Below are 19,477 nucleotides of genomic sequence, written 5' to 3' on the forward strand. Positions count from 1 at the left end.
TGGGGAGGCGGCGGAGCGTCCGGGCCATGCCCGGAATGGAGTTTGGAGAGTACCGTTTCGACACGTCACGGGCGCTCCGCGCGGCCGGTGGACGGAAGCCATCGGGGCGCGGGGTTTTAACCCGCTCCCGAAGTGGGCCCCCGGCGGGCGGAGGGGAAGCGACCCCGTCCGGACCGCGCGGGCGATTTCAGCCCGCGCCTGTGGTGTTCGTCTTTCGGCCCCGAGGGGGTGTTCCCGCCGTCCGGTCCGGACCGCCCGAAGCCCCATCCGAGACCCCCACGCTCCGCCGACCGGGCCATCCGGGCCCCGCGCGACCGGCCGCCGGACACGCCCCGCTCGACCGCCCCCGCCGCCCGTCAGGTCGCCAGCTGGACGGCCTCCCCAGCGGTGGGGCGAGGAGCAGTATGGGGCGGCTTTGGAGGTCAAGGACGAGATTGGGTCGAGATTTTTCAAGGCGTTGATTTCGTGGGGGTTCATCCTGGATATCCCGAGGATGAACACGGCCCTCCCCCAACCACCGTCATCCCAGGCCCTGTGCCCGGGATCCCTGGTTCAGCCCGCACGTGCAATGCCATGGCGCGCCAGCGCTCCACCCCTCCGCACCTGCGGCGGAGAGAGGGGTCCCGGGCACGAGGCCCGGGATGACGGCTGAGAGGGAGTGGGCTTCACGTCGAACACCCGCCACGCAGCGGCGAGGCCGCGCCTTAAAACCTTGGAGGCGAGCCTGCTCTGGCGTCTGGCCGTGTCAAGGACCGGCCTCCGGCCGGCCGCACCGCGGCGGCCCCGCGGGCCGTCCTTGACACGGCCAGACGCCAGAGCTCCGATCCACCAAGGCTTTAAGGCGTGGCCGCATCCGGGGCGGATGGGTGGTCCGACGAGCAAACGTTCCGGGTGTCAGTCAAGGGTAGAAAACCGCCGATCCTCCCGACCGGCTCACGCTTTACAGACCTTTGACGATCAGCGCAGGACGCTTCATTTTGCCGTCAATGCTAAGTTCGATTCGGTTCACAGCTTCGTAAAATATCCAACTGTCGTTCAGCCTTTGAAGCGTGACCATGTGTGCGTCACACGCCATCACCTTGCACTCGGCCGCTTCCCGGTAATCGGCCGCCACGCGCACAGGCTGACCCAGTCGATGCCCCAACCCGTAAACTGTAATTGTTAGGTCTTTGAGTCGCGCAATCGCCGCCACTGTACTGTGGCGCGTGTCCACCATTTCATCATAGAGGCGCTTGGACGCCTTCACGCTCTCTGAGCCTTGCCGCACGTAGGCAGGGCCCGCGAAGTGCGGTTTGTCACTGCTGGGGCTGACAACAATGGCGACGACGTCCTTGTCCTCCACCTTCAGCGCAACGCACTGTGTTGCGACAGGGGGATAACACTCGTCGGCAGCCTCCCGTACTCGCTTCTGGACGGCGTCCGGGTTGTCGCATCCTTCGATGCTACCTTTGTCACCGATGCCAATATAGATGATGCCGTGCTGGCCATCGGGCAGCGAATTCGCGAAAGCGGTTACCGCCTTGCGAATGTCTTGGGGCTTGATGCCCTGGGACTTGCGCTCGACATAACCATCCTCCTGGGCGTTCAAGCGGGCCATTAAGTCACTCGGCGTCATTTACCCCTCCGCCGGTATTGTTGGTAGCCACGCACAAGCTTAAGCGCACGCTCGAATGTCCACCATCGAAAGCGGACATCGCCACGCGTCATTGCGCGAAGCTCACCACCGACCAGCCATAGGCGCGGATTCGCCAGCGTCCGTCTTCGCGTACCAGCACGAAGGACCATCCGCCGTGCTCGTCGAAGGGCGCGCCGTCCCGCACGCCGGTCCAGCGGGTGGGCAGGGAGAAATAGACCGTGTCGTCCGTCCGCCCGAAATCCTGCGGCGGCCCGAAGGTGTGACTCAGGTCTTTGATCGCGCCCACGTGCCGGGCCATAAGGGCGCGCCAACGGGCCAGCCCCGCCTGGCTCGTGAAGACGTGCGGCGGGAAATTCTCGAGGATGGTCACCTCGCCGCCCGAGAACACGCCCCGCAGGACGGCTTCGTCGGCCGTCTCAAGGAACCGCGCCAGCGCCTCCGGGCCCGCCATCATGGCGGCGTCCGGCGCGGCGAGGTCCGACATCAGGCCGCCGCCTCGTCCTCGTCGTCCAACACGCCGGCCATGGCCGCCATCGACAGCTTGCGCATGGCGCTGGCCCGGACCTTCTCGCTCTCGCTCTTCAGCTGGCCGCAGGCGGCGAGGATGTCGCGGCCGCGCGGCGTGCGGATCGGCGAGGAGTAGCCGGCCTTGTTGAGGATCGCCCCGAACGCCTCGATCGTCGCCCAGTCGGAGCACTCGTAGTCGGTGCCCGGCCAGGGGTTGAACGGGATCAGGTTGACCTTGGCGGGGATGCCCTTGATCAGCTTGACCAGGGCGCGGGCCTCGTCGGGGCTGTCGTTGACGCCCTTGAGCATCACATATTCGAAGGTCACCCGGCGGGCGTTGCTGATGCCCGGATAGGCGCGGATGCCGGCCATCAGCTGCTCGAGCGGGTACTTCTTGTTCAGCGGCACCAGTTCGTCGCGCAGGGCGTCGTTGGTGGCGTGCAGGCTGATGGCCAGCATCGCCTGGGTCTTGTCGCCCAGCGCGTCGAGCTGCGGCACGACGCCCGAGGTCGAGACGGTGATCCGGCGACGCGAGATGGCGATGCCCTCGTTGTCGCTGATGATCTCGATGGCGTCGGCCACCTGGCCCAGATTGTACAGCGGCTCGCCCATGCCCATGAACACGATGTTGCTCAGAAGGCGGTCTTCCTTGTCCGACGGCCATTCGGCCAGGTCATCCTTGGCGACCTGCACCTGGGCGACGATCTCGGCGGCGGTTAGGTTGCGGACCAGCGCCTGGGTGCCGGTGTGGCAGAAGCTGCAGTTCAGGGTGCAGCCGACCTGGCTGGAGACGCACAGCGCCCCGGCCCGTCCGACCGACGGGATGTAGACCGTCTCGACCTCGATGCCGGGTCCCATGCGCAGCAGCCACTTGCGGGTGCCGTCCTTGGACACCTGGCGCTCGACCACCTCGGGGCGCGACACGGTGAACTGTTCGGCCAGGCGGGCGCGGGTTTCCTTGGCGACATCGGTCATCATCGAAAAATCGGTGACGCCGCGATGGTGCATCCAGCGGAACAGCTGGGTGGCGCGCATCTTGGCCTTGCCGTGCTCGACCACGCCGGACTCGGTCAGGGCGACGACCAGCTGCGAGCGCGTGAGGCCCGACAGGTTGATCAGGGCTTTCGGAGCATCGGCCTTGGGGGCCATGCGCGACAGGTCGAGGGTGACGCTCAAGGGGCGGTCCGGGGGCAAGACATTTCAGGATCGAGGGCAGCATATAGCAGAGGGGTGCGGTTTTTCCAAAAGTCGCGACGCCGCGGGCCCTTCCCGCCGTCTCGGCGGCTTGACGCCTTGACCCGGCCAGCCTCTCCTGCGGCCTCCTGATCCGAAAGCTGGGGAGGCTTCCGATGAAGACCCGTTTGCTGGCCGCTTGCGCGGCCATGGCGCTTTGCGCCGGCGCCCTGACCGCGCCCTTCGCCCACGCCCAGACCGCCGCGTCAGCCACGCCGACCGCCCAGGAGGCCAAGGCCTTCGTCGAGGCCGCCGAGGCCGAGCTGATGGCGATGAGCGAATACGGGGCCCGCGTCGCCTGGGTGCAGGCCACCTACATCACCGAAGACACCAACTGGCTCAACGCCCGGGCCGAGGCCCAGGCCAACACCCTGTCGGTGAAATACGCCAAGCAGGCCGCCCGGTTCGACAAGGTCCAGGTCGACCCGGTCACCCGCCGCAAGCTGATGCTGCTCAAGGCCGGCCTGGTCCTGCCGGCCTCCGACCGTCCCGGCGCGGCCCAGGAACTGGCCGACGTCCAGTCGCGGATGCGCACGCTCTATTCGACCGGCAAGGTGACGATCGGCGGCGAGACCCTGACCCTGGACGACCTGGACGACCGCCTGCGCACCGAGCGTGACCCGGCCAAGATCAAGGCGATGTGGGAGGCCTGGCACGCGGTGGCCAAGCCGATGGCCGCCGACTATCCCAAGCTGGTCGCGCTGGCCAACGAGGGCTCGGCCGAGCTGGGCTACAAGGACACCGGGGCCCTGTGGCGCTCGTGGTACGACATGGAGCCCGACGCCTTCGCGGCCAAGACCGACGCCCTGTGGGCCCAGGTCGCGCCGTTCTACAAGAACCTGCACTGCTATGTGCGCGGACGCCTCAACGCCCGGTACGGCGACGCGGTGCAGCCGAAGACCGGCCCGATCCGCGCCGACCTGACCGGCAACATGTGGGCCCAGAGCTGGGGCAACATCTACGACATCGCCGCCCCCAGGGGCCTGCCCGGCCCGGGCTACGACCTGACCCAGTCGCTGGTCGCCAGGGGCTATGACGCCACCAAGATGATGAAGACCGGCGAGGGCTTCTACACCTCGCTGGGCATGCCGCCCCTGCCCCAGACCTTCTGGGAGCGGTCGATGATCACCCGCCCCCGCGACCGCGAGGTGGTCTGCCACGCCTCGGCCTGGGACGTCGACAACGACCAGGACATCCGGGTGAAGATGTGCACCCGGATCAACGCCGACGATTTCTACACCGTGCACCACGAGCTGGGGCACAACTTCTACCAGCGGGCCTATGCCGGCCAGCCGTTCCTGTTCCGGGGCGGGGCCAATGACGGCTTCCACGAGGCGATCGGCGATTTCGTCGGCCTGTCGGCCCTGACGCCCACCTACCTCAAGCAGGTCGAGGTGATCGACACCGTGCCCGGCGCGGACGCCGACATCCCCTATCTGCTGAAGATGGCGATGGACAAGATCGCCTTCCTGCCGTTCGGCCTGCTGGTCGACAAGTGGCGGTGGCAGGTGTTTTCGGGCCAGGTCGATCCGGCCCACTACAACGCCGCCTGGTGGAAACTGCGCACCCAGTACCAGGGCGTCACGCCCCCCGGCCCGCGCCCGGCCGACGCCTTCGACCCCGGCGCCAAGTACCACGTCGCCGACTCCACGCCCTACACCCGCTACTTCCTGGCCCAGGTCTATCAGTTCCAGTTCTACCGGGCCGCCTGCCGCCAGGCCGGCTGGAAGGGGCCGCTGAATCGCTGTTCGGTCTATGGCGACAAGGCCGTGGGCGAGAAGTTCGAGAAGATGCTGGCCATGGGCCAGTCCAAGCCCTGGCCCGAGGCGCTGGAAGCCTTCACCGGCGAAAAGGACTTGGACGCCAGCGCCATCGCCGACTATTTCGCGCCGCTGAACGTCTGGCTGACCCAGCAGAACAAGGGCCAGAGCTGCGGCTGGTAGCCGTCCGACGTCCCGGACGACGGCTGCGGATTCACCATCGTCGTTTGCCTGATGTTCACCGTCCCCTGCGAGGATGCCCGATCTTCTGGGGGAATCGGGCGTTGTTCATGACCATGTTGAACCGGCTGGCGATGCGCCTCCGTGCCGACGCGCGTGGCGCCGTGGCGATTCAGTTCGCGCTGTTGGTGATCCCGATCGGCTTCCTGACCTTCAGCCTGCTCGACATCGGCTGGGTCAGTGTCCAGAAGCGCCAGATGCAGGACGCCCTGGACGCCGCCACCCTGATGGCGGCGCGCTCGACCGCGACCACCAGCGCCGCTGTCGACCTGATCGGCGACGCCGCGTTCGCGACGGAGATGGACGGCCTGGGCGTGCCCCTGACGGCCGCGAGCTCGACGTTCTCGATCAGCGGCAACACCATCACCGGCGCCGTGTCGGTCGACCTCAAACCGATCGTCACCACGCTGTGGACGAACAAGGATTCCAAGGTCACCGTGCATACCGAGGTGGTCCGGGCCTCGCAGAACCTGGAAGTGGCGTTGGTGCTCGACACCACGGGATCGATGTCGGGTAGCCGCATCACCGATCTGAAGACCGGGGCCGCCGACCTGGTCGACCTGGTGGTTCGCGATATCCAGGCGCCCTACTATTCGAAGGTGGCCCTGGTGCCCTATTCGGCCGGCGTCTTAGTCGACACCTACGCCGACGCGGCCCGCGGCCCGGTGCGGGCGGCCGCGATCTCGGGCGCGGCCTGGCAGCAGCAGGCGCCGGTCAACATCTCGGCCATCACCAAGGCCAACCTGGCGGTGTTCACCACGTCCGCCGCACACGGACTTCCGGTGGGCGCCACCGTCTACATCAAGGGCGTCGTCGGCATGACGCAGGTCAACAACAAGATCTTCACCGTCGCCGCCGTGCCCTCGACCACCAGCTTCAAGCTGACCGGCGTCAACAGCACCAACTACACGAAATATACGTCGGGCGGGACCGTCACCCGCTGCCGCACCACGACCTGCTCGGTGGTGGTCACCACCAGCACCGCCAACGGCTTCATCACCGGCGACCTCATCGAGATCGCGAACATGAAGGGGATGACCGAGCTGAACGGCAAGAAGCTCACGATCTCGAAGGTCGATGCGACCAGTTTCGACACGGGGCAAGTCGGCCCGACCTATGGGACCTATACCTCGGACGGCACGGCGACCTGCGACACCAGCACCACGCCGGGCTGCCGGAACTTCACCTTCACCAACGCCAGCGGCGGAACCCAGACCTGGGCGCTCAATACCTGCGCCACCGAGCGGACGGGAACCGAGGCCTATACGGACGCCGCGCCCAGCACGTCCTATGTCGGCCGGAACTATTGGGACTCAAGCTCGAGTTCGAACAATACCTGCCCCAAGGTGAAGATCAGCCCGCTGTCGAGCGACAAGGTCACGCTGAAGGCCGAGATCGCCAAGCTGGCGGCGGCCGGATCGACCGCCGGCCAGGTTGGCCTGGCCTGGGGCTGGTACATGGTTTCGCCAAACTTCAACGAGCTCTGGTCGCAGACCAGCCAGAAACCGGCGCCCTATGGCACCAAGGAGCTGATGAAGGTGGTCATTCTGATGACCGATGGCGCCTTCAACACCAACTACTGCAACGGGGTGATCGCCAAGGACGCCGGTTCGGGCAGCGGCTCGTCGAGCCAACATATCAACTGCAACGCCACCAACGGCGACGCCTTCGCCCAGGCCAATACCTTGTGCGAGAACATCAAGGCCAAGGGGATCATCCTCTACACCGTGGGCTTCGATGTCGGCGACGACGCCGCCGCCACGTCGATGCTGACGACCTGCGCCACCGACAAGGATCACGCCTTCTTCCCCGCCACCGGCGCCGACCTGAAGACCGCGTTCCGGGCCATCGGCCAGGAAATCTCGTCCCTGCGCATCGCCAAATAGAGAAAGCCCCCGGCGCGGATGCGACGGGGGCTTCTTGCTTGGCGGTTCCTCGCCGCTGGTTGGTCCTTCGCTTGGCGGTTCCTCGCCTCCGGCTCGTCCGGAGCCTGATGGACGGCCGTGGCCGTCAGGCCAGCTTGATCTCGCGCAGGCGCTGCTGGAGGAAGGCGTCGGCGGTGATCGGCTCGGGATAGCGGTCGGGGTTTTCGTCCGTCACGCAGCTGGGCAGGGTCTTGATCAGGTAGTCCGACGCGAAGTGCAGGAAGAACGGCGTCGAATAGCGCGCCACGCCACGGCGCTCCGGCGGCGGATTGACCACCCGGTGGATGGTCGAGGGCAGGACATGGTTGGTCAGCCGCTCGAGCATGTCGCCGATGTTGCAGACGATGCAGCCGGGCGGCGGGTTGATCGGCAGCCAGTCGCCGTTGCGGTCCAGCAGCTCCAGCCCGCCCTCTTCCGCGCCCAGCAGCAGGGTGATGGTGTTGATGTCGCCGTGGGCGCCGGCCCGCACGCCGACGGCGTCGGCCGGGATCGGCGGATAGTGCAGCAGGCGCAGCACGCTGTTGCCGTCCTTGACCGTCGGGTCGAAGAAGTCGCGGCCCAGGTCCAGATATGTGGCGATGGCCTTCAGCACCCGCACGCCCAGGCTGTCGAGCGCGCCGTACAGCCAGCCGACATTGTGGTGGAAGCTGGGAATCTCGGCCGGCCAGACGTTGTCGGCCATGTTGGCGCGGAACGGATGGCCGGGCGGCAGGTCGCGGCCCACGTGCCAGAATTCCTTCAGGTCGAAGTGGGTGGCGCCCTTGGCGGTCTCGATGCCGAACGGGATGTAGCCGCGCGACCCGCCCGACGCGCCGGCGTACTGCTTCTTGATCTCCTCCGGCAGGGCGAAGAAGGCCTTGGCGTCGGCGATGGCCGCGTCGATGCGGGCCTGGGCCAGGTCGTGGTCCGAGATCACCGCGAAGCCGTAGCGCTGGAACGACGCGCCCAGTTCCTGGGCGAACCTGTCGAAGTCCTTCGAATACAGGGTGAACGAGACGGGTTCGATGGCGGATGCGGACACGGGCTGGAGCCTCGGAAATTAGTAAGACCGGACTTACTACACCGCCCCCCCGTCCAGGGCCAGTCCGGGCGCGAGAACCGCTCATGCCGCCCGTTCATCAAAGGGTCATGCGCGGTGTTGGAACTTGACCATGGAAGGAGCGTTCCTTCCGGCGGGGGATCACACGCTATCAAGAGCTTCTTGGCGCGCGGGATCAAGGCCGCCCAAGGCGACTGACGAGGGAAACACCGACCATGATGAAGAAGACCGCACCCTGGATCGCGCTGATGGGCGTCGCCGCCCTGGCCGCCGCCTGCACCACCACCGACCCCTATACCGGCATGCCGGTCCGCAACAACACCGGCACCGGCGCCCTGAGCGGCGCGGGGATCGGCGCGGTGCTGGGCTACCTGACCAACACCAACAAGGGCGAGCAGGGCCGCAAGAACGCCCTGATCGGCGCGGGCATCGGGGCCCTGGCCGGCGGCGCGGTCGGCAACTACATGGACCGCCAGCAGGCCGATTTCCGTCGCAGCCTGGAAGGCTCGGGCGTGATGATCCGCCGCAACGGCGACCAGATCGTCCTGGTCATGCCCAGCGACGTGACCTTCGACGTCGACAAGTCGGAGATCCAGCCGAAATTCCTCCGCGTGCTGGACGACGTCGGCCGCACCCTGAACGCCTATCCCCAGACCACCATCGACGTCGTCGGCCACGCCGACAGCAGCGGCCCGGACGACTATAACCAGACCCTGTCGGAGCGCCGGGCCAGCTCGGTGGCCAGCTACCTGGTCAACACCGACCGGGTGCTGGGCGACCGGGTGTTCGTGGCCGGCCAGGGCGAACGCCAGCCGATCGCCTCCAACGACACCGCCGAGGGCCGCGCCCAGAACCGCCGGGTGGAAATCGTCCTGCGCCCGCTGACCTAGTGTCGAACGGGGACAGGCCCATGGGCCTGTCCCCAACTCATCAGCCGATCGTCAGAGGGTCCGCGTCCGCCCCGTAGTCCACGTCCGGCAGGCCAAACCCGAAGATGCGGAGGAAGTCGGCGCGGAAGCCCTCCAGGTCCCCCAGGGTCGGCAGCGTCTCGGTGCTGATCAGCTCCCAGCGTCGATTGACCTCCGCCTGGACCGGCTCGGACAGTTCCCAGTCGTCGAGACGAATGCGCCCGGCCTCGTCGAGCGCGCCCCGGGGCAGGGCGTCGCGGAACAGGCGGTCGATCTGTTCGATGCAGCCTTCGTGCAGCCCCATGTCCTTCATCACCCGGAACAGCACCACGCCGTACAGGGGCACCACGGGAATGGCCGAGCTGGCCTGGGTGACCACCGCCTTCAGCGACACCACCCGCGCCGCGTCGGGTCCCAGGCGGTCGCGGATCGCCGCCGCCGCGCGGTCGACGTCCTCCTTGGCCTTGCCCAGAGTCGCATGCCAGTAGATCGGCCAGGTGAGTTTCGAGCCGATATAGGTGTAGTCCAGGGTCTGGAAACCCTCGGCCAGCAGGCCGGCGTCCGCCAGGGCGGCGACCCACATCTCCCAGTCCTCGCCGCCCATGACGGCGACCGTCGCGGCCGTCTCGTCAAGCGTGGCGGGGGCGAGTTCGGTTTCGAACACCTCGCCCTTGTCGGTGTTCAGGGTCTTGACCCGGACGGGCTCGCCCAGGGGCTTGATGACCGACCTGTGCGTCTCGCCGGTGCGGGGATCGGTCCGGACCGGGGCCGCCATGCTGTAGATCAGCATGTCGATCTGGCCCAGTTCCTCGCGCACGGCGGCGATCACCTTGGCCTTCATGTCGTTGGAGAAGGCGTCGCCGTCCAGGGTGACGGCCTTGCGGCCCCGCGCCTGGGCCTGGGCCTCGAAGGCGCGATTGTTGTACCAGCCCGCGCTGGCGGTCTTGGTCTCGGTGGGCGGCTTCTCGAACGAGACGCCGACCGTGTCGGCATCGCAGCCGAAGGTAGTGACGATCCGTGAGGCCAGGCCGTATCCCGCCGAGCAGCCGAGAATCAGGACCCGCTTGGGGCCACCCGCGATCGGCTCCTGGGCCGTCACGTGGGCCACCTGCTGGCGGACGTTCGTCGCGCAGCCCGCGGGGTGGGCGGTGGTGCAGATGAAGCCTCGGATCCTGGGTTCGATGATCACGTCGTGGTCCCTGTTCAGCGATCAGCACGTCTTGCCGACGGCGCCTGCATATCGCGGGCGCGTCCCCGAGCCAATGAAGCGCCGCCGAACCCAGGCTTGACCCGGCCCCTGGGGCCACCCCGATAAGGACCAGGGTCAGCCGGCAACGAGGTGAGTCGTGAACGCTTCCGTCCAATTCCTGAGCCCTTCCGAAGCCGCCCGGCGGCTCGGCGTCTCCGCCAAGGCCCTGCGTCTCTACGAGCAGCGTGGCCTGGTCGCGCCGCTGCGCACCGGGGCGGGATGGCGGGCCTATGGTCCCGACGAGATGGCGCGGGCCGGCGAGATCGCGGCGCTGCGCGCTCTGGGCCTCAGCCTCGCCCAGGTGGCGCGGGTGCTGGCGGGCCAGCCGGAAGACCTGGAGTCAGCCCTCGCCGCGCACCAGGCGACGCTGGAAGGCCAGGTTCGCCAGCTGACCGGCGCGGTCGGGAAGGTCCGCGCGCTGCGGGCGGACCTGGCGCGGGGCCAGCCTCCGGCCCGGGGTGAACTCGCGCGCCTGCTGGAGCCGGCGGCCCAGGCCGTCGTCGCCTTCGATCTCCCCTGGCCGTGGGGCGGCGAACGTTTCGAACTGCGGGTCGCCCGGCGGCTGAACTACATCACCGGCCCGCTCGGCAGCGGCAAGACCCGGCTGGCCCAGCGCATCGGCGAGACCCTGCCCGGCGCCGCCTTCCTGGACCTGGAGCGGGGCGCGGACGGCGGCGCGGCGGCGCGGGCCCGGCTGGACGCCGACGCCGCCCTCAAGGCGCGGATCGACCAGGTTCTGGCCTGGCTCGTCGACGACGGCGCCCAGTTGTCCGACGCCCTGGTCGCCCTGCTGGTCGGACTGGAAGCCGACGGCCCGGCCGCCCTGGTGGTCGACCTGGTGGAACAGGGATTGGACCAGGCCACCCAGGAGGCCCTGATCGCCCATCTGCGCCGGGGCGGGGCCGGCGGGCGGACGCTGTTCCTGCTGACCCGGTCCTGCGCGATCCTCGACCTGGCCGCCGTGGGGCCCGACGAGACGATCATCCTCTGCCCCGCCAACCATAGCCCGCCGACCGAGGTCGCCCCGCGCCCCGGTGCGCCGGGGTACGAGGCGGTCGCCACCTGCCTGGCCTCGCCGCGGGTACGGGCGCGCACCGAGGGGGTCATCGCCTGGCGGCCGCACGTGGCCTGAGGTTCGGGCGCGGCCGTCCTGCATGGCGTCGGATTCCGCTTGGGTCCCCCGAACAAGTCGGGAGATGACGACTGTGGATGGGCGTGGGCGATCCCCTAGAACACCCCCTCCCCCACCGCCGCGCCGGGCGCGCTGGTCCGGCGGTGGGCCAGGGCCTCGGCCACGTGGACGCGGCGGACGCTGGCCGCGCCTTCCAGGTCGGCGATGGTGCGGGCCAGGCGCAGGACGCGGGTCCAGCCTCGGGCGCTGATCTGGCCGGCCTCGGCGGCGCGGGCCAGCAGGCCGCGGCCGGTGTCGTCCAGGTCGGCGATCGCCTCCAGGAAACGCCCCTCGGCCCGGCCGTTCAGGGCCTCCGAGCCGCCCGGCGCGCCCTCCATGGTCTCGGCCCGTTCCAGCTGCAGGCGGCGGGCCTGGGCGACGCGAGCGGCGACCTCGGCCGTGCCCTCGGACGGCGGCGGCAGGGCCAGGTCGGCGGCGGTGACGGCGGGCATGTCGACGGCCAGGTCGATACGGTCCATCAGCGGCCCGCTGACCCGGCCCTGGTAGTCGCGGATGCAGCGGGGCGCCTTGCCGCACGCCCCGCGCCCGGCCCCGCCGTGGCCGCAGCGGCAGGGGTTCATCGCCGCCACCAGCTGCACCCGGGCCGGATAGCGGACATGGGCGTTGGCGCGGGCCACCATCACCTCGCCGGTTTCCAGCGGCCCCCGCAGGCTATCCAGGGCCTGGACCCCGAACTCCGGCATTATGGAGCAAGCACACCTAAGCCCTATTTCGGGGGTGCGGGGGTGCTTTTCTGCCCGTCTTGAGATTGCTGGCTAGCGCTGTCTGCCAACGCATTTGCCAGCTTAAGTAGCTCCTCTACTTCCTTAATCGAGCCCGCCTCAGCTTCCTTATCGCCCCACTTTAAGCGAACCTTTCGCCCCGACCTTCCGACCAGATAGGCCGCGATCGCAGTGACGACGGTCTGAGGAAGTGGGCTGGAAAAGAAATATTGGCCCAGTTGGACGACGTGACTGGCGGTGGCCGAGTCCTGGAAAAACATCCGCTCGCGAAGACCAACGTTAGCCGATCGGAAGGCAGCAGATAGCGGTGAAAGTGCGTCCTGATACTCCCGGCTGCTCGACACAGGGTCATCAGCAGCAGCGATAACGGTTAGTTCGAAAGACTTGTCTTCCATGGCTCACTCTAGCGTTGGCCCAACTTGGCGCGGTCAGTTAGGGCGGGTAGATGGGTTTAGCTTCGCAGCGGCGCCCTTTGGCGATCAGCTTCGCGCACGCGGCCTTGGCCTGATCCTCAGTGTCGAAGCCCGCAATGTAAGCCCAATTCCGATCCGGGCTGTCCGTCTTGATGATCGAGCCTGTCTTCACACCGATGATGCGTTGCCCACTGTCGATGGCGTGATTTGCCTTCTTGATCGACGGGTAGGTCCCGAGGTCGAGGTAGTAGCCGTAGTCCAACGGTCCAATCGCGGCGTGCACCATGGCCGCTAATCCAAATAGCGGGGCGAGCATGTGACCTCCTAGCCGACCTCCTTCATCTCTTTCTCAAGGGCGACTTGGTCGGCGTGCTGTTCTGACGGTTGGATAAATCCCGACGCGACCATGAGCTTTCCGGCCTTCGTGAAGATGGCTTTGATGGCGTGTCCGGTCTGGTCGGGCGTGCCGCGATATACGTGATGTGTCCCGCTCGCCGCGTGGGCGAAGGCTCGCTTCGATATCAGGAGCAACGCGAGGTCGCGGGGCTTCCAATTCTGGTCGCGGATTGACCCAACGGTGTCGGCGGACTGCTGGATGGTCATCTGCCGCGCTTCTCCGAAGACCAGCTTCACAGCGATATGCGCGAAAGGGTCAGGCGTGGTGAAGGAAGGCTTCAGCTCTTCTAGAGCCTGCAATGTGGCCTTCACCTCTTTTGGTTTGAACAGGTTCGCAAGCACGCCGAGGCCCTCAATATGATCCAGCGAGCCTAGATTCAGCCGATTTCGATCACCACGTCGAATCGATTCCTCAACCCATCGGCGCACTTAATCATAAGTTGCAGGGAGTCCTTAGCTTTCCAACCTCAACCATGCCGATATGGCAGGCACCGGATACAAGATCGCAATCGCCGCGCTCGCGGACAAATACGCCCGGCTCAACGGCGAGCTTGAGGTGGTCGAACGGGTGGCGGAGGACGCCGTGGGCCTGTCGGCGATCCTGGAGGCGACCGCGAGGATTGATCAGCGCAAACGCGAGATCAACGAAGCCCTGGAGCACATCGAGGCGGTGATCTGGCTCTTCGACGCGGATTGGAACCCCGCCGCCGTGGCGCCGATCTACCCCCGGAAGATCAAGCTCCAGCCGGGGGCGATCTCCAAGGCGGCCTACAACGTCCTGAGGCGCGCCAAGGCGCCCATGTCGACGCGGGAGATCGCCAGGGAGGTCGCCGCGTTCCTGGATGTGAAGGACCTGGACGAGTCGAAGATGGCGGCGATCGACAGCGCCATAGCCGGCGCGCTCACGAAGAAGATCGGGAAGACGATCCAGGTCCACAACGGGCCGCCGAGGCGGTGGTCGGTCAGACCAGCCGAAGCTTCGCGCGCGGGGTCGGCGGCTTCGGAAGGTGGCGCTGCCAGTATCCACGCCATTCGTCCGAGGAGGGTAGCCTAGCGGCGGCCCCCAGGATGGTCGCGAACTGCGTGCCGTTCGCGTGCCGGCGGTGATCCTCCCGCCAGGAGATTTCGTTCGCATAGGCTTGGACGTGCCGCCCGGCGATGTGGTGGTAGACGCCGCGTTCGGCGCGGCGGACGCGGGAGTTGAAGCTCTCGACGTTGTTCGTGTGGATGCCCTTCAGCGAATAGGCCTTCTGGTGGTTGATCTGCTGGACCTCGAAATAGGCCCGCAGGATACCCCAGTGCGCCGCTTCGTCCGCGACGATGGTCGCCGAGCGATCAACGTGCGCGAGGATCGTCGTCACCGCCTCGGCTTCATGCTTGAGCGCGAAGGTCAGGCTTCGGCCGCCCTCGCGGCGCTCGCGCAGCGTGACGATCGCAAGGCGCTTCGGGTGAGTCCCGCGACGGTCCTTGCGGTTTTCCTTCAAATTGGCCTTCTGGACGTGGCCGCCCACCCAGACGCCGTCGATCTCGACGATGCCCTTGAGCTTACGCGGGGCGCGGAGCGCGCCCATGATGGCGCGCAGCTTGTGCAGCATGACGAACGCGGTCTTGTACGAGACGTTGAGGTCCCGGCCTAGACGGAGCGCGCTGTGGCCGTTGGCGCCGTTCACGAACAGCGCGATCGCCACCAGGATGTCGCGGAGCACTAACTTCCGCCCACTGAAGATCGTGCCCGAGGTCAGGGAGAACTGCCGCTCGCACTGTTTGCATTTGAAGATGCGGCGGCTCTCGTACTCGTACACGGCGTCGCACTCACAGTGGGGGCAGAAGGCCTCTCCTCCGTTGTCCGCGAAGCGGACCGCCTTGAACGTGGCGTAGGCCTCGGCGTCGCTCATGCGAGCGACCTCGACGACGCTTAACGTCCGCGCTTTGGCGCTGAGGAGGAAGTGCTGGCCCAATCACCTTTCCGTGCAAACGTATCGTATTTGATGACGTATGCATCAAAAGGTGCGACCTAGTCAATGACAAATGCATCAGATATGATGACGTATGCACGATGACGCCGCAGCGCCCAAAGCCCCACCGATGCGTCCACCGCCGGGAGCCAAGATCACCTACATTCGAGATGATCCGCCGCGAGATGTGGACTGGAACGGCGAGGTAAAGGCGATCCTCAAGGCCGAGCTAAAGCGGCGCAGCCTGACCTATGCCGATCTCGTCGAGCGATTGGCGTACTTCGGCATTCAGGAGACGGAACCCAATCTGCGAAACAAGATCAGCAGGGGCTCCTTCACCGCCGCGTTCATGTTGCAATGCCTCTGGGCCATGAGGTGCCACGCGCTCAACGTCGGCTGGCCTTACCCAGAGGACTAGCCGCTTCTGCTGCTAGTTGGGATGACGTAGCCGTTGAAAAATCACAGCTTTGCAGATTTTTCAAATTTATGTTGACAACCCTTCAACCGCAACCATAATGGTACTCGTAAGTGCAGCGGGTTTACTCGTTGTACCAAAAACCCTCCAGGCGCAAGCTTGGGGGGTTTTTGCGTTCAAATGACGAAAATCGGTCTCTACGTCGACGGCTTCAATATGTATCACGCGATAGCCGCGCTGAAGAAGCCACATCTAAAATGGTTGGACCTGTGGTCGCTCGCCGAAAAGCTGGCCGGAGAGGGCGAGGAGGTCGTCAGGGTCGTGTACTGCTCAGCGACACGCACCGATGACGTGCCAAAAATGCTAAAGCACCGGGCTTATCTCAAGGCTCTTGAGGCGAGAGGCGTTGATTGTCGACTGGGGCATTTCGTCGATGCAGACGCGGATTGCCGAGAGTGCGGTCGACAATGGGTCGCGCCAACTGAGAAGCAGAGCGACGTCGCGCTGGCTCTCGCCGTCATCGATGACGCCTATAAAAAGCTGGTCGATAAAGTATACCTGTTGACTGCGGATAGTGATCAGGTTGCCACCATCTCCCTTTACAGAAAATCATTTCCGGACCAACACATCATATCTGTCGCACCACCCGGTCAAAATCACCATGCTAAGCTGCGCGATTTCGCAAATGGATATAAGAGTATAAAGCCGGCCGACTTAGAACTGTGCCTATTGCCTGCGCTCGCTGGCCCTGCGGCAGCTCCAGTCAAGCGACCAGCAGACTACACACCGCCTTAACCAGGCAGCTTGAGCATTTCGAGCGGATCAACGCCAAACACCTCGGCGAACCGCTCCACCACATCCAGCGTGGGGTTCCGCTGCCCGCGTTCGATCTGCCCGACGTAGGTCACTGCAAGCCCCACCTCATCGGCGAGCGCCTCCTGGCTCAGCCCGCGTTCCTTCCGCAGCCGCCGCACGTTGCTCCCGAAAATCTGCCCCAAACGCATCGGAGCAGGCGCAATGAATCCTCAACCTCTAGCCAGTCACTATAGTGATGATTTTGCGCTTGGCTGGGGATTCACATGCGCTTCGCCCTGATCGTCGTCGCCGTCTTCGCCGGAGTCCTCCTGGCGTCGTTCGTCGCCCTGCAACCTCGACCAACTGCCGCGACGGCGTCGGCTCCGGCCGTTGCGGCGCCGACGGCTGAACAGGTCGCCGCTAAAGCCGAAGCCGAGGAGGTCGCGCGTAAGGCAGCGGCGGAGAAGGAAAAGGCCGCCAGCGAGGAGGCCCAGGTCTACGCGGACGCCAAGGACGCCCTGGAGTCCGTCCGCAATACCCTCGCCGATCCCGAGAGCGCGTTGTTCAAGAACGTGTGGGCGGTGCGCGGACAGATCGCCGACGCCCCACCGACGACGTTCGCCTGTGGCACCGTGAACGCGAAGAACGGGTTCGGCGGGTACGTCGGCTATATGCCGTTCGTCGCCGTCGGCTCCACCGTGCTCACTCCACAGGATGGGATATTCGAGCGCGTGTTCCGGCAGGTGTGCCTGGACGGGAAAAAACTGTTCCCGGTCGAAGTGTAGGGTTTGATCTCACAGCCTCTAGGAGCAAGCTACGGCAAAGAGGGCGATGGGCGGGTGAGGCCGACATGACGCATTACGTGATGAAATGCTTCTTTCGCGAAGGTGACGCGGGTCACAAAGAAAAAGCGATCAAGGCCTCAAGCGATGCGCAGGCGATCAGCGAGGCCACCATGATCGCCAGTTTGAAACATCCGACGTGGTTTGAGGTTTGCGTCAGGACGGGAAACGGGGACCGCGTAATCTATAAATCTACCCCCGAACCACCTCTCTGAAAGATCACCCAATGAAGCTAGCATGTGTTCTCGGAGGTCTCGCGCTGGTGTCGGCAGTCCCCGCGCTTGCTGACCCATGCAAAGCGATCCCCGACCAAGGCCCGATGCCCGCCTACCTACAGAACGGCTCCCGGTTCACCGGTCCCGTGTCGTATGTCGGGGATGGCGACAGCCTGTGCGTCGCGCTCGGCGCCTCAACTGACCGCTGGGTGGAGGTGCGCCTGGAGGACTTCTACGCCCCTGAGCTTCACGCCCCAGGAGGGGCGCAGGCTAAGGCGGCGCTGGAGCGGATCGCCAGCGGCAAGACGATCTCCTGCATCGCCGATCACCAGAGCCACGATCGCGTTGTCGCCCGGTGCGCCCTCGGCGGCAGGTCGGTGGGCGACATGATGCGCGCGGCGGGGATCAGTGAGGGTGGGAACGGACGATAAGCGCACGCGCCACCTGGGCGCGTTCCTGGTCGCGGGCGATGATCCGCCCATCCCGGAGGCCGATGTAGCCCTCACCGTCATAGGCACGGGCGACGATGTAGGCGTGGCGCCCTCGGGTGAACCGCAGCGGTCCGACGGGGGACGGGGTCATCGGACCAACTCCCAGCCCTTGTACTCCCCGTCGAGCGGAATGGACCGCGCGACGCCGCGTTCGCCGAGCTTGTAGAGCGCCGCGCTCACCCGCTTGCGGATCAGCACCACCGCACGCGGGTCGTTCGGGTTGATTCCGCGCGCCTCGCAGGCCTTGAGCGTGATGTCGAGCGAGGTGATGGGCTTGTCCGCGATGCGGAGCGCGTTGAGGCAGTGCCGTTGCATCTCGCCCCGGAAGGCCTGAAAGCGCGGCGGCACCGGTTTCGACTTGATCATCCCGAGATCGGCGTTGGGATCGAATAGGCGGATCGTCGCATCGACCGCGTCGAGGTCGGAGACAAACTCCCTCAGGGTGGCTTGGGCGGCCTCGATCTGGCCGGCGATTTCACCGCGCTTACGAAGAAGGGCGGACAGGGCGTGTTCGTGTTCCATGCCAAGAACGTAGCAAGAACAATAACTTGCGTCTCAGGTCGCTAGGTGTGCTTGCTCCATAATGCCGCCGAACTCCGGCAGTTCGTCGAGGAACAGCACGCCGTTGTGGGCCAGCGACACCTCGCCCGGCTTGGCCTTGAGACCGCCGCCGGTCAGGGCCGCCATGCTGGCGCTGTGGTGGGGGCTGCGAAACGGCCGGGCCCGGGTCAGGGCGCCCTTGGCGATCAGCCCGGCCACCGAATGGACCATCGAGGTCTCCAGCAGCTCGGTCGAGGTCAGGGGCGGCAGCAGGCCCGGCAGGCGCTGGGCCAGCATCGACTTGCCCGAACCCGGCGGGCCGCAGAACAGCAGGTTGTGGCCGCCGGCCGCGGCGATCTCCAGGGCCCGCTTGGCGTGCTCCTGGCCCTTGACGTCGCGCAGGTCGCGGAAGCCCTCGCCCTCGATCACCGGCCCCGGCGTCGGGGCCGACAGGATCTGGCTGCCCCGGAAATGATTGATCAGCGCCACCAGCGAACGCGGCGCCAGAATCCGCGTGCCGCCCGCCCAGGCCGCCTCGGGCCCGCTGGCCTCCGGGCAGATCAGGCCCAGGTCCATCGCCCCGGCCGCCATGGCGGCGGGCAAGGCCCCGGCGGTGGGCGCGATCCGTCCGTCCAGGGACAGCTCGCCCATCGCCGCCCACCCGTCGAGGGCGTCGATCGGGATGACCCCCATGGCCGCCATCACCGCCAGGGCGATCGGCAGGTCGTAGTGCGAGCCTTCCTTGGGCATGTCGGCCGGGGCCAGGTTGGCGACGATGCGCTTGCTGGGCATCGACAAGCCCAGACCGGCGAAGGCGCCGCGCACACGCTCACGGCTTTCGGCCACCGCCTTGTCGCCCAACCCGACCAGCACGAAGCGATGCTCGCCGCCGGTCAGTTGCACCTCGACGTCGACGCGGCGGGCCTCGACCCCCTCGAACGCCACCGTGACGACCTTTGCCGCCATGACCTTCCGCCCCCGTTCGCCGATTTATCCACAAGCCA

Annotated in this window: 19 protein-coding genes and 3 pseudogenes; 9 read left to right on the forward strand and 13 right to left on the reverse strand. The window is 66.5% G+C overall.

All coding sequences use genetic code 11. The features are described 5' to 3' along the window. Window positions 1-940 precede the first annotated feature (940 nt). From PMI01_RS12395 to rlmN, 3 genes are all read right to left on the reverse strand, one after another. Window positions 941-1,615, reverse strand: coding sequence for an AlbA family DNA-binding domain-containing protein (locus tag PMI01_RS12395; protein ID WP_007668823.1), 675 nt, complete (start codon window positions 1,613-1,615; stop codon window positions 941-943). An 88-nt stretch (window positions 1,616-1,703) separates the two neighbouring features. Continuing rightward, window positions 1,704-2,120, reverse strand: coding sequence for a hypothetical protein (locus PMI01_RS12400; RefSeq protein ID WP_007668826.1), 417 nt, complete (start codon window positions 2,118-2,120; stop codon window positions 1,704-1,706). Next, complete coding sequence (rlmN, locus tag PMI01_RS12405; RefSeq protein WP_007668829.1) at window positions 2,120-3,319, reverse strand: 23S rRNA (adenine(2503)-C(2))-methyltransferase RlmN; 1,200 nt, start codon at window positions 3,317-3,319, stop codon at window positions 2,120-2,122. Before rlmN ends, PMI01_RS12400 begins: the two co-directional genes overlap by 1 nt. A 173-nt stretch (window positions 3,320-3,492) precedes the next feature. Between rlmN and PMI01_RS12410 the strand changes: the two genes are divergently transcribed. Both PMI01_RS12410 and PMI01_RS12415 read left to right on the forward strand, forming a co-directional pair. Further along, window positions 3,493-5,319 carry a M2 family metallopeptidase gene (locus tag PMI01_RS12410; RefSeq protein ID WP_007668832.1) on the forward strand — a complete coding sequence of 609 codons (1,827 nt, stop codon included), beginning with the start codon at window positions 3,493-3,495 and terminating at the stop codon, window positions 5,317-5,319. Window positions 5,320-5,426: 107 nt separating this feature from the next. Further along, the gene (locus tag PMI01_RS12415; RefSeq protein ID WP_007668835.1) at window positions 5,427-7,262 is read left to right on the forward strand and encodes a TadE/TadG family type IV pilus assembly protein; all 1,836 of its coding nucleotides are present in this window, start codon (window positions 5,427-5,429) and stop codon (window positions 7,260-7,262) included. A 124-nt stretch (window positions 7,263-7,386) separates the two neighbouring features. Here the strand turns inward: PMI01_RS12415 and PMI01_RS12420 are convergent, their stop codons facing one another. Beyond that, window positions 7,387-8,322, reverse strand: a complete 936-nt coding sequence (locus PMI01_RS12420; protein ID WP_007668837.1) for an isopenicillin N synthase family dioxygenase — start codon at window positions 8,320-8,322, stop codon at window positions 7,387-7,389. Window positions 8,323-8,555: 233 nt separating this feature from the next. Here PMI01_RS12420 and PMI01_RS12425 point away from each other — a divergent pair, with 233 nt between their 5' ends. Next, entirely contained in the window at window positions 8,556-9,230 is a 675-nt protein-coding gene (locus PMI01_RS12425; RefSeq protein WP_007668840.1) for an OmpA family protein, read from the forward strand. Window positions 9,231-9,270: 40 nt separating this feature from the next. Here the strand turns inward: PMI01_RS12425 and fabV are convergent, their stop codons facing one another. Further along, window positions 9,271-10,437 (reverse strand): enoyl-ACP reductase FabV, encoded by a 1,167-nt coding sequence (fabV, locus tag PMI01_RS12430; RefSeq protein ID WP_007668843.1) that lies wholly within the window; start codon window positions 10,435-10,437, stop codon window positions 9,271-9,273. A gap of 157 nt (window positions 10,438-10,594) precedes the next feature. Between fabV and PMI01_RS12435 the strand changes: the two genes are divergently transcribed. After that, window positions 10,595-11,629, forward strand: a complete 1,035-nt coding sequence (locus PMI01_RS12435; RefSeq protein WP_007668849.1) for a MerR family transcriptional regulator — start codon at window positions 10,595-10,597, stop codon at window positions 11,627-11,629. A 95-nt stretch (window positions 11,630-11,724) separates the two neighbouring features. On the opposite strand, the pseudogene PMI01_RS12440 reads toward PMI01_RS12435, so the two are convergent. The 5 genes and pseudogenes from PMI01_RS12440 to PMI01_RS12460 form a co-directional block, all read right to left on the reverse strand. Continuing rightward, window positions 11,725-12,372, reverse strand: a pseudogene (locus PMI01_RS12440) (ATP-binding protein); the annotation flags it as partial. Window positions 12,373-12,395: 23 nt separating this feature from the next. Then, a complete protein-coding gene (locus PMI01_RS27115; RefSeq protein ID WP_157223769.1) occupies window positions 12,396-12,806 on the reverse strand; it encodes a hypothetical protein in 411 nt (136 codons plus the stop codon). A 37-nt stretch (window positions 12,807-12,843) separates the two neighbouring features. After that, window positions 12,844-13,140 (reverse strand): SPOR domain-containing protein, encoded by a 297-nt coding sequence (locus PMI01_RS12445; protein ID WP_007668855.1) that lies wholly within the window; start codon window positions 13,138-13,140, stop codon window positions 12,844-12,846. Window positions 13,141-13,148: 8 nt separating this feature from the next. Then, window positions 13,149-13,562 (reverse strand): hypothetical protein, encoded by a 414-nt coding sequence (locus PMI01_RS12450; RefSeq protein WP_007668858.1) that lies wholly within the window; start codon window positions 13,560-13,562, stop codon window positions 13,149-13,151. Window positions 13,563-14,166: 604 nt separating this feature from the next. Beyond that, a pseudogene (locus PMI01_RS12460) lies at window positions 14,167-15,178 on the reverse strand (IS1595 family transposase); the annotation flags it as partial. Window positions 15,179-15,269: 91 nt separating this feature from the next. On the opposite strand from PMI01_RS12460, the gene PMI01_RS12465 reads away from it, so the two are divergent. Both PMI01_RS12465 and PMI01_RS26450 read left to right on the forward strand, forming a co-directional pair. Beyond that, the gene (locus tag PMI01_RS12465) at window positions 15,270-15,593 is read left to right on the forward strand and encodes a DUF6471 domain-containing protein (protein WP_202948082.1); all 324 of its coding nucleotides are present in this window, start codon (window positions 15,270-15,272) and stop codon (window positions 15,591-15,593) included. 177 nt (window positions 15,594-15,770) lie between these two features. Next, a complete protein-coding gene (locus tag PMI01_RS26450; protein WP_081497674.1) occupies window positions 15,771-16,385 on the forward strand; it encodes an NYN domain-containing protein in 615 nt (204 codons plus the stop codon). Here the strand turns inward: PMI01_RS26450 and PMI01_RS12470 are convergent. Further along, entirely contained in the window at window positions 16,382-16,594 is a 213-nt protein-coding gene (locus PMI01_RS12470) for a helix-turn-helix domain-containing protein (protein ID WP_007668873.1), read from the reverse strand. The genes PMI01_RS26450 and PMI01_RS12470 overlap by 4 nt on opposite strands. 75 nt (window positions 16,595-16,669) lie before the next feature. On the opposite strand from PMI01_RS12470, the gene PMI01_RS26070 reads away from it, so the two are divergent. From PMI01_RS26070 to PMI01_RS12480, 3 genes are all read left to right on the forward strand, one after another. Beyond that, window positions 16,670-17,170: a hypothetical protein gene (locus PMI01_RS26070; RefSeq protein ID WP_007668877.1), complete on the forward strand. Its 501-nt coding sequence runs from the start codon at window positions 16,670-16,672 to the stop codon at window positions 17,168-17,170. 65 nt (window positions 17,171-17,235) lie between these two features. Next, window positions 17,236-17,442 carry a hypothetical protein gene (locus tag PMI01_RS27120; RefSeq protein ID WP_007668880.1) on the forward strand — a complete coding sequence of 69 codons (207 nt, stop codon included), beginning with the start codon at window positions 17,236-17,238 and terminating at the stop codon, window positions 17,440-17,442. A gap of 104 nt (window positions 17,443-17,546) precedes the next feature. Next, complete coding sequence (locus PMI01_RS12480; protein ID WP_007668891.1) at window positions 17,547-17,873, forward strand: thermonuclease family protein; 327 nt, start codon at window positions 17,547-17,549, stop codon at window positions 17,871-17,873. Between the two features lie 147 nt (window positions 17,874-18,020). Here PMI01_RS12480 and PMI01_RS12485 read toward each other — a convergent pair whose 3' ends face one another. Both PMI01_RS12485 and PMI01_RS12490 read right to left on the reverse strand, forming a co-directional pair. Beyond that, on the reverse strand, window positions 18,021-18,455 hold the full coding sequence (locus PMI01_RS12485; protein WP_007668895.1) for a hypothetical protein: 435 nt from the start codon (window positions 18,453-18,455) through the stop codon (window positions 18,021-18,023). 66 nt (window positions 18,456-18,521) lie between these two features. After that, window positions 18,522-19,439 (reverse strand): annotated as a pseudogene (locus tag PMI01_RS12490) (YifB family Mg chelatase-like AAA ATPase); the annotation flags it as partial. Between the last annotated feature and the right edge of the window lie 38 nt (window positions 19,440-19,477).

Source organism: Caulobacter sp. AP07 (genome assembly GCF_000281955.1).
GTDB lineage: Bacteria > Pseudomonadota > Alphaproteobacteria > Caulobacterales > Caulobacteraceae > Caulobacter.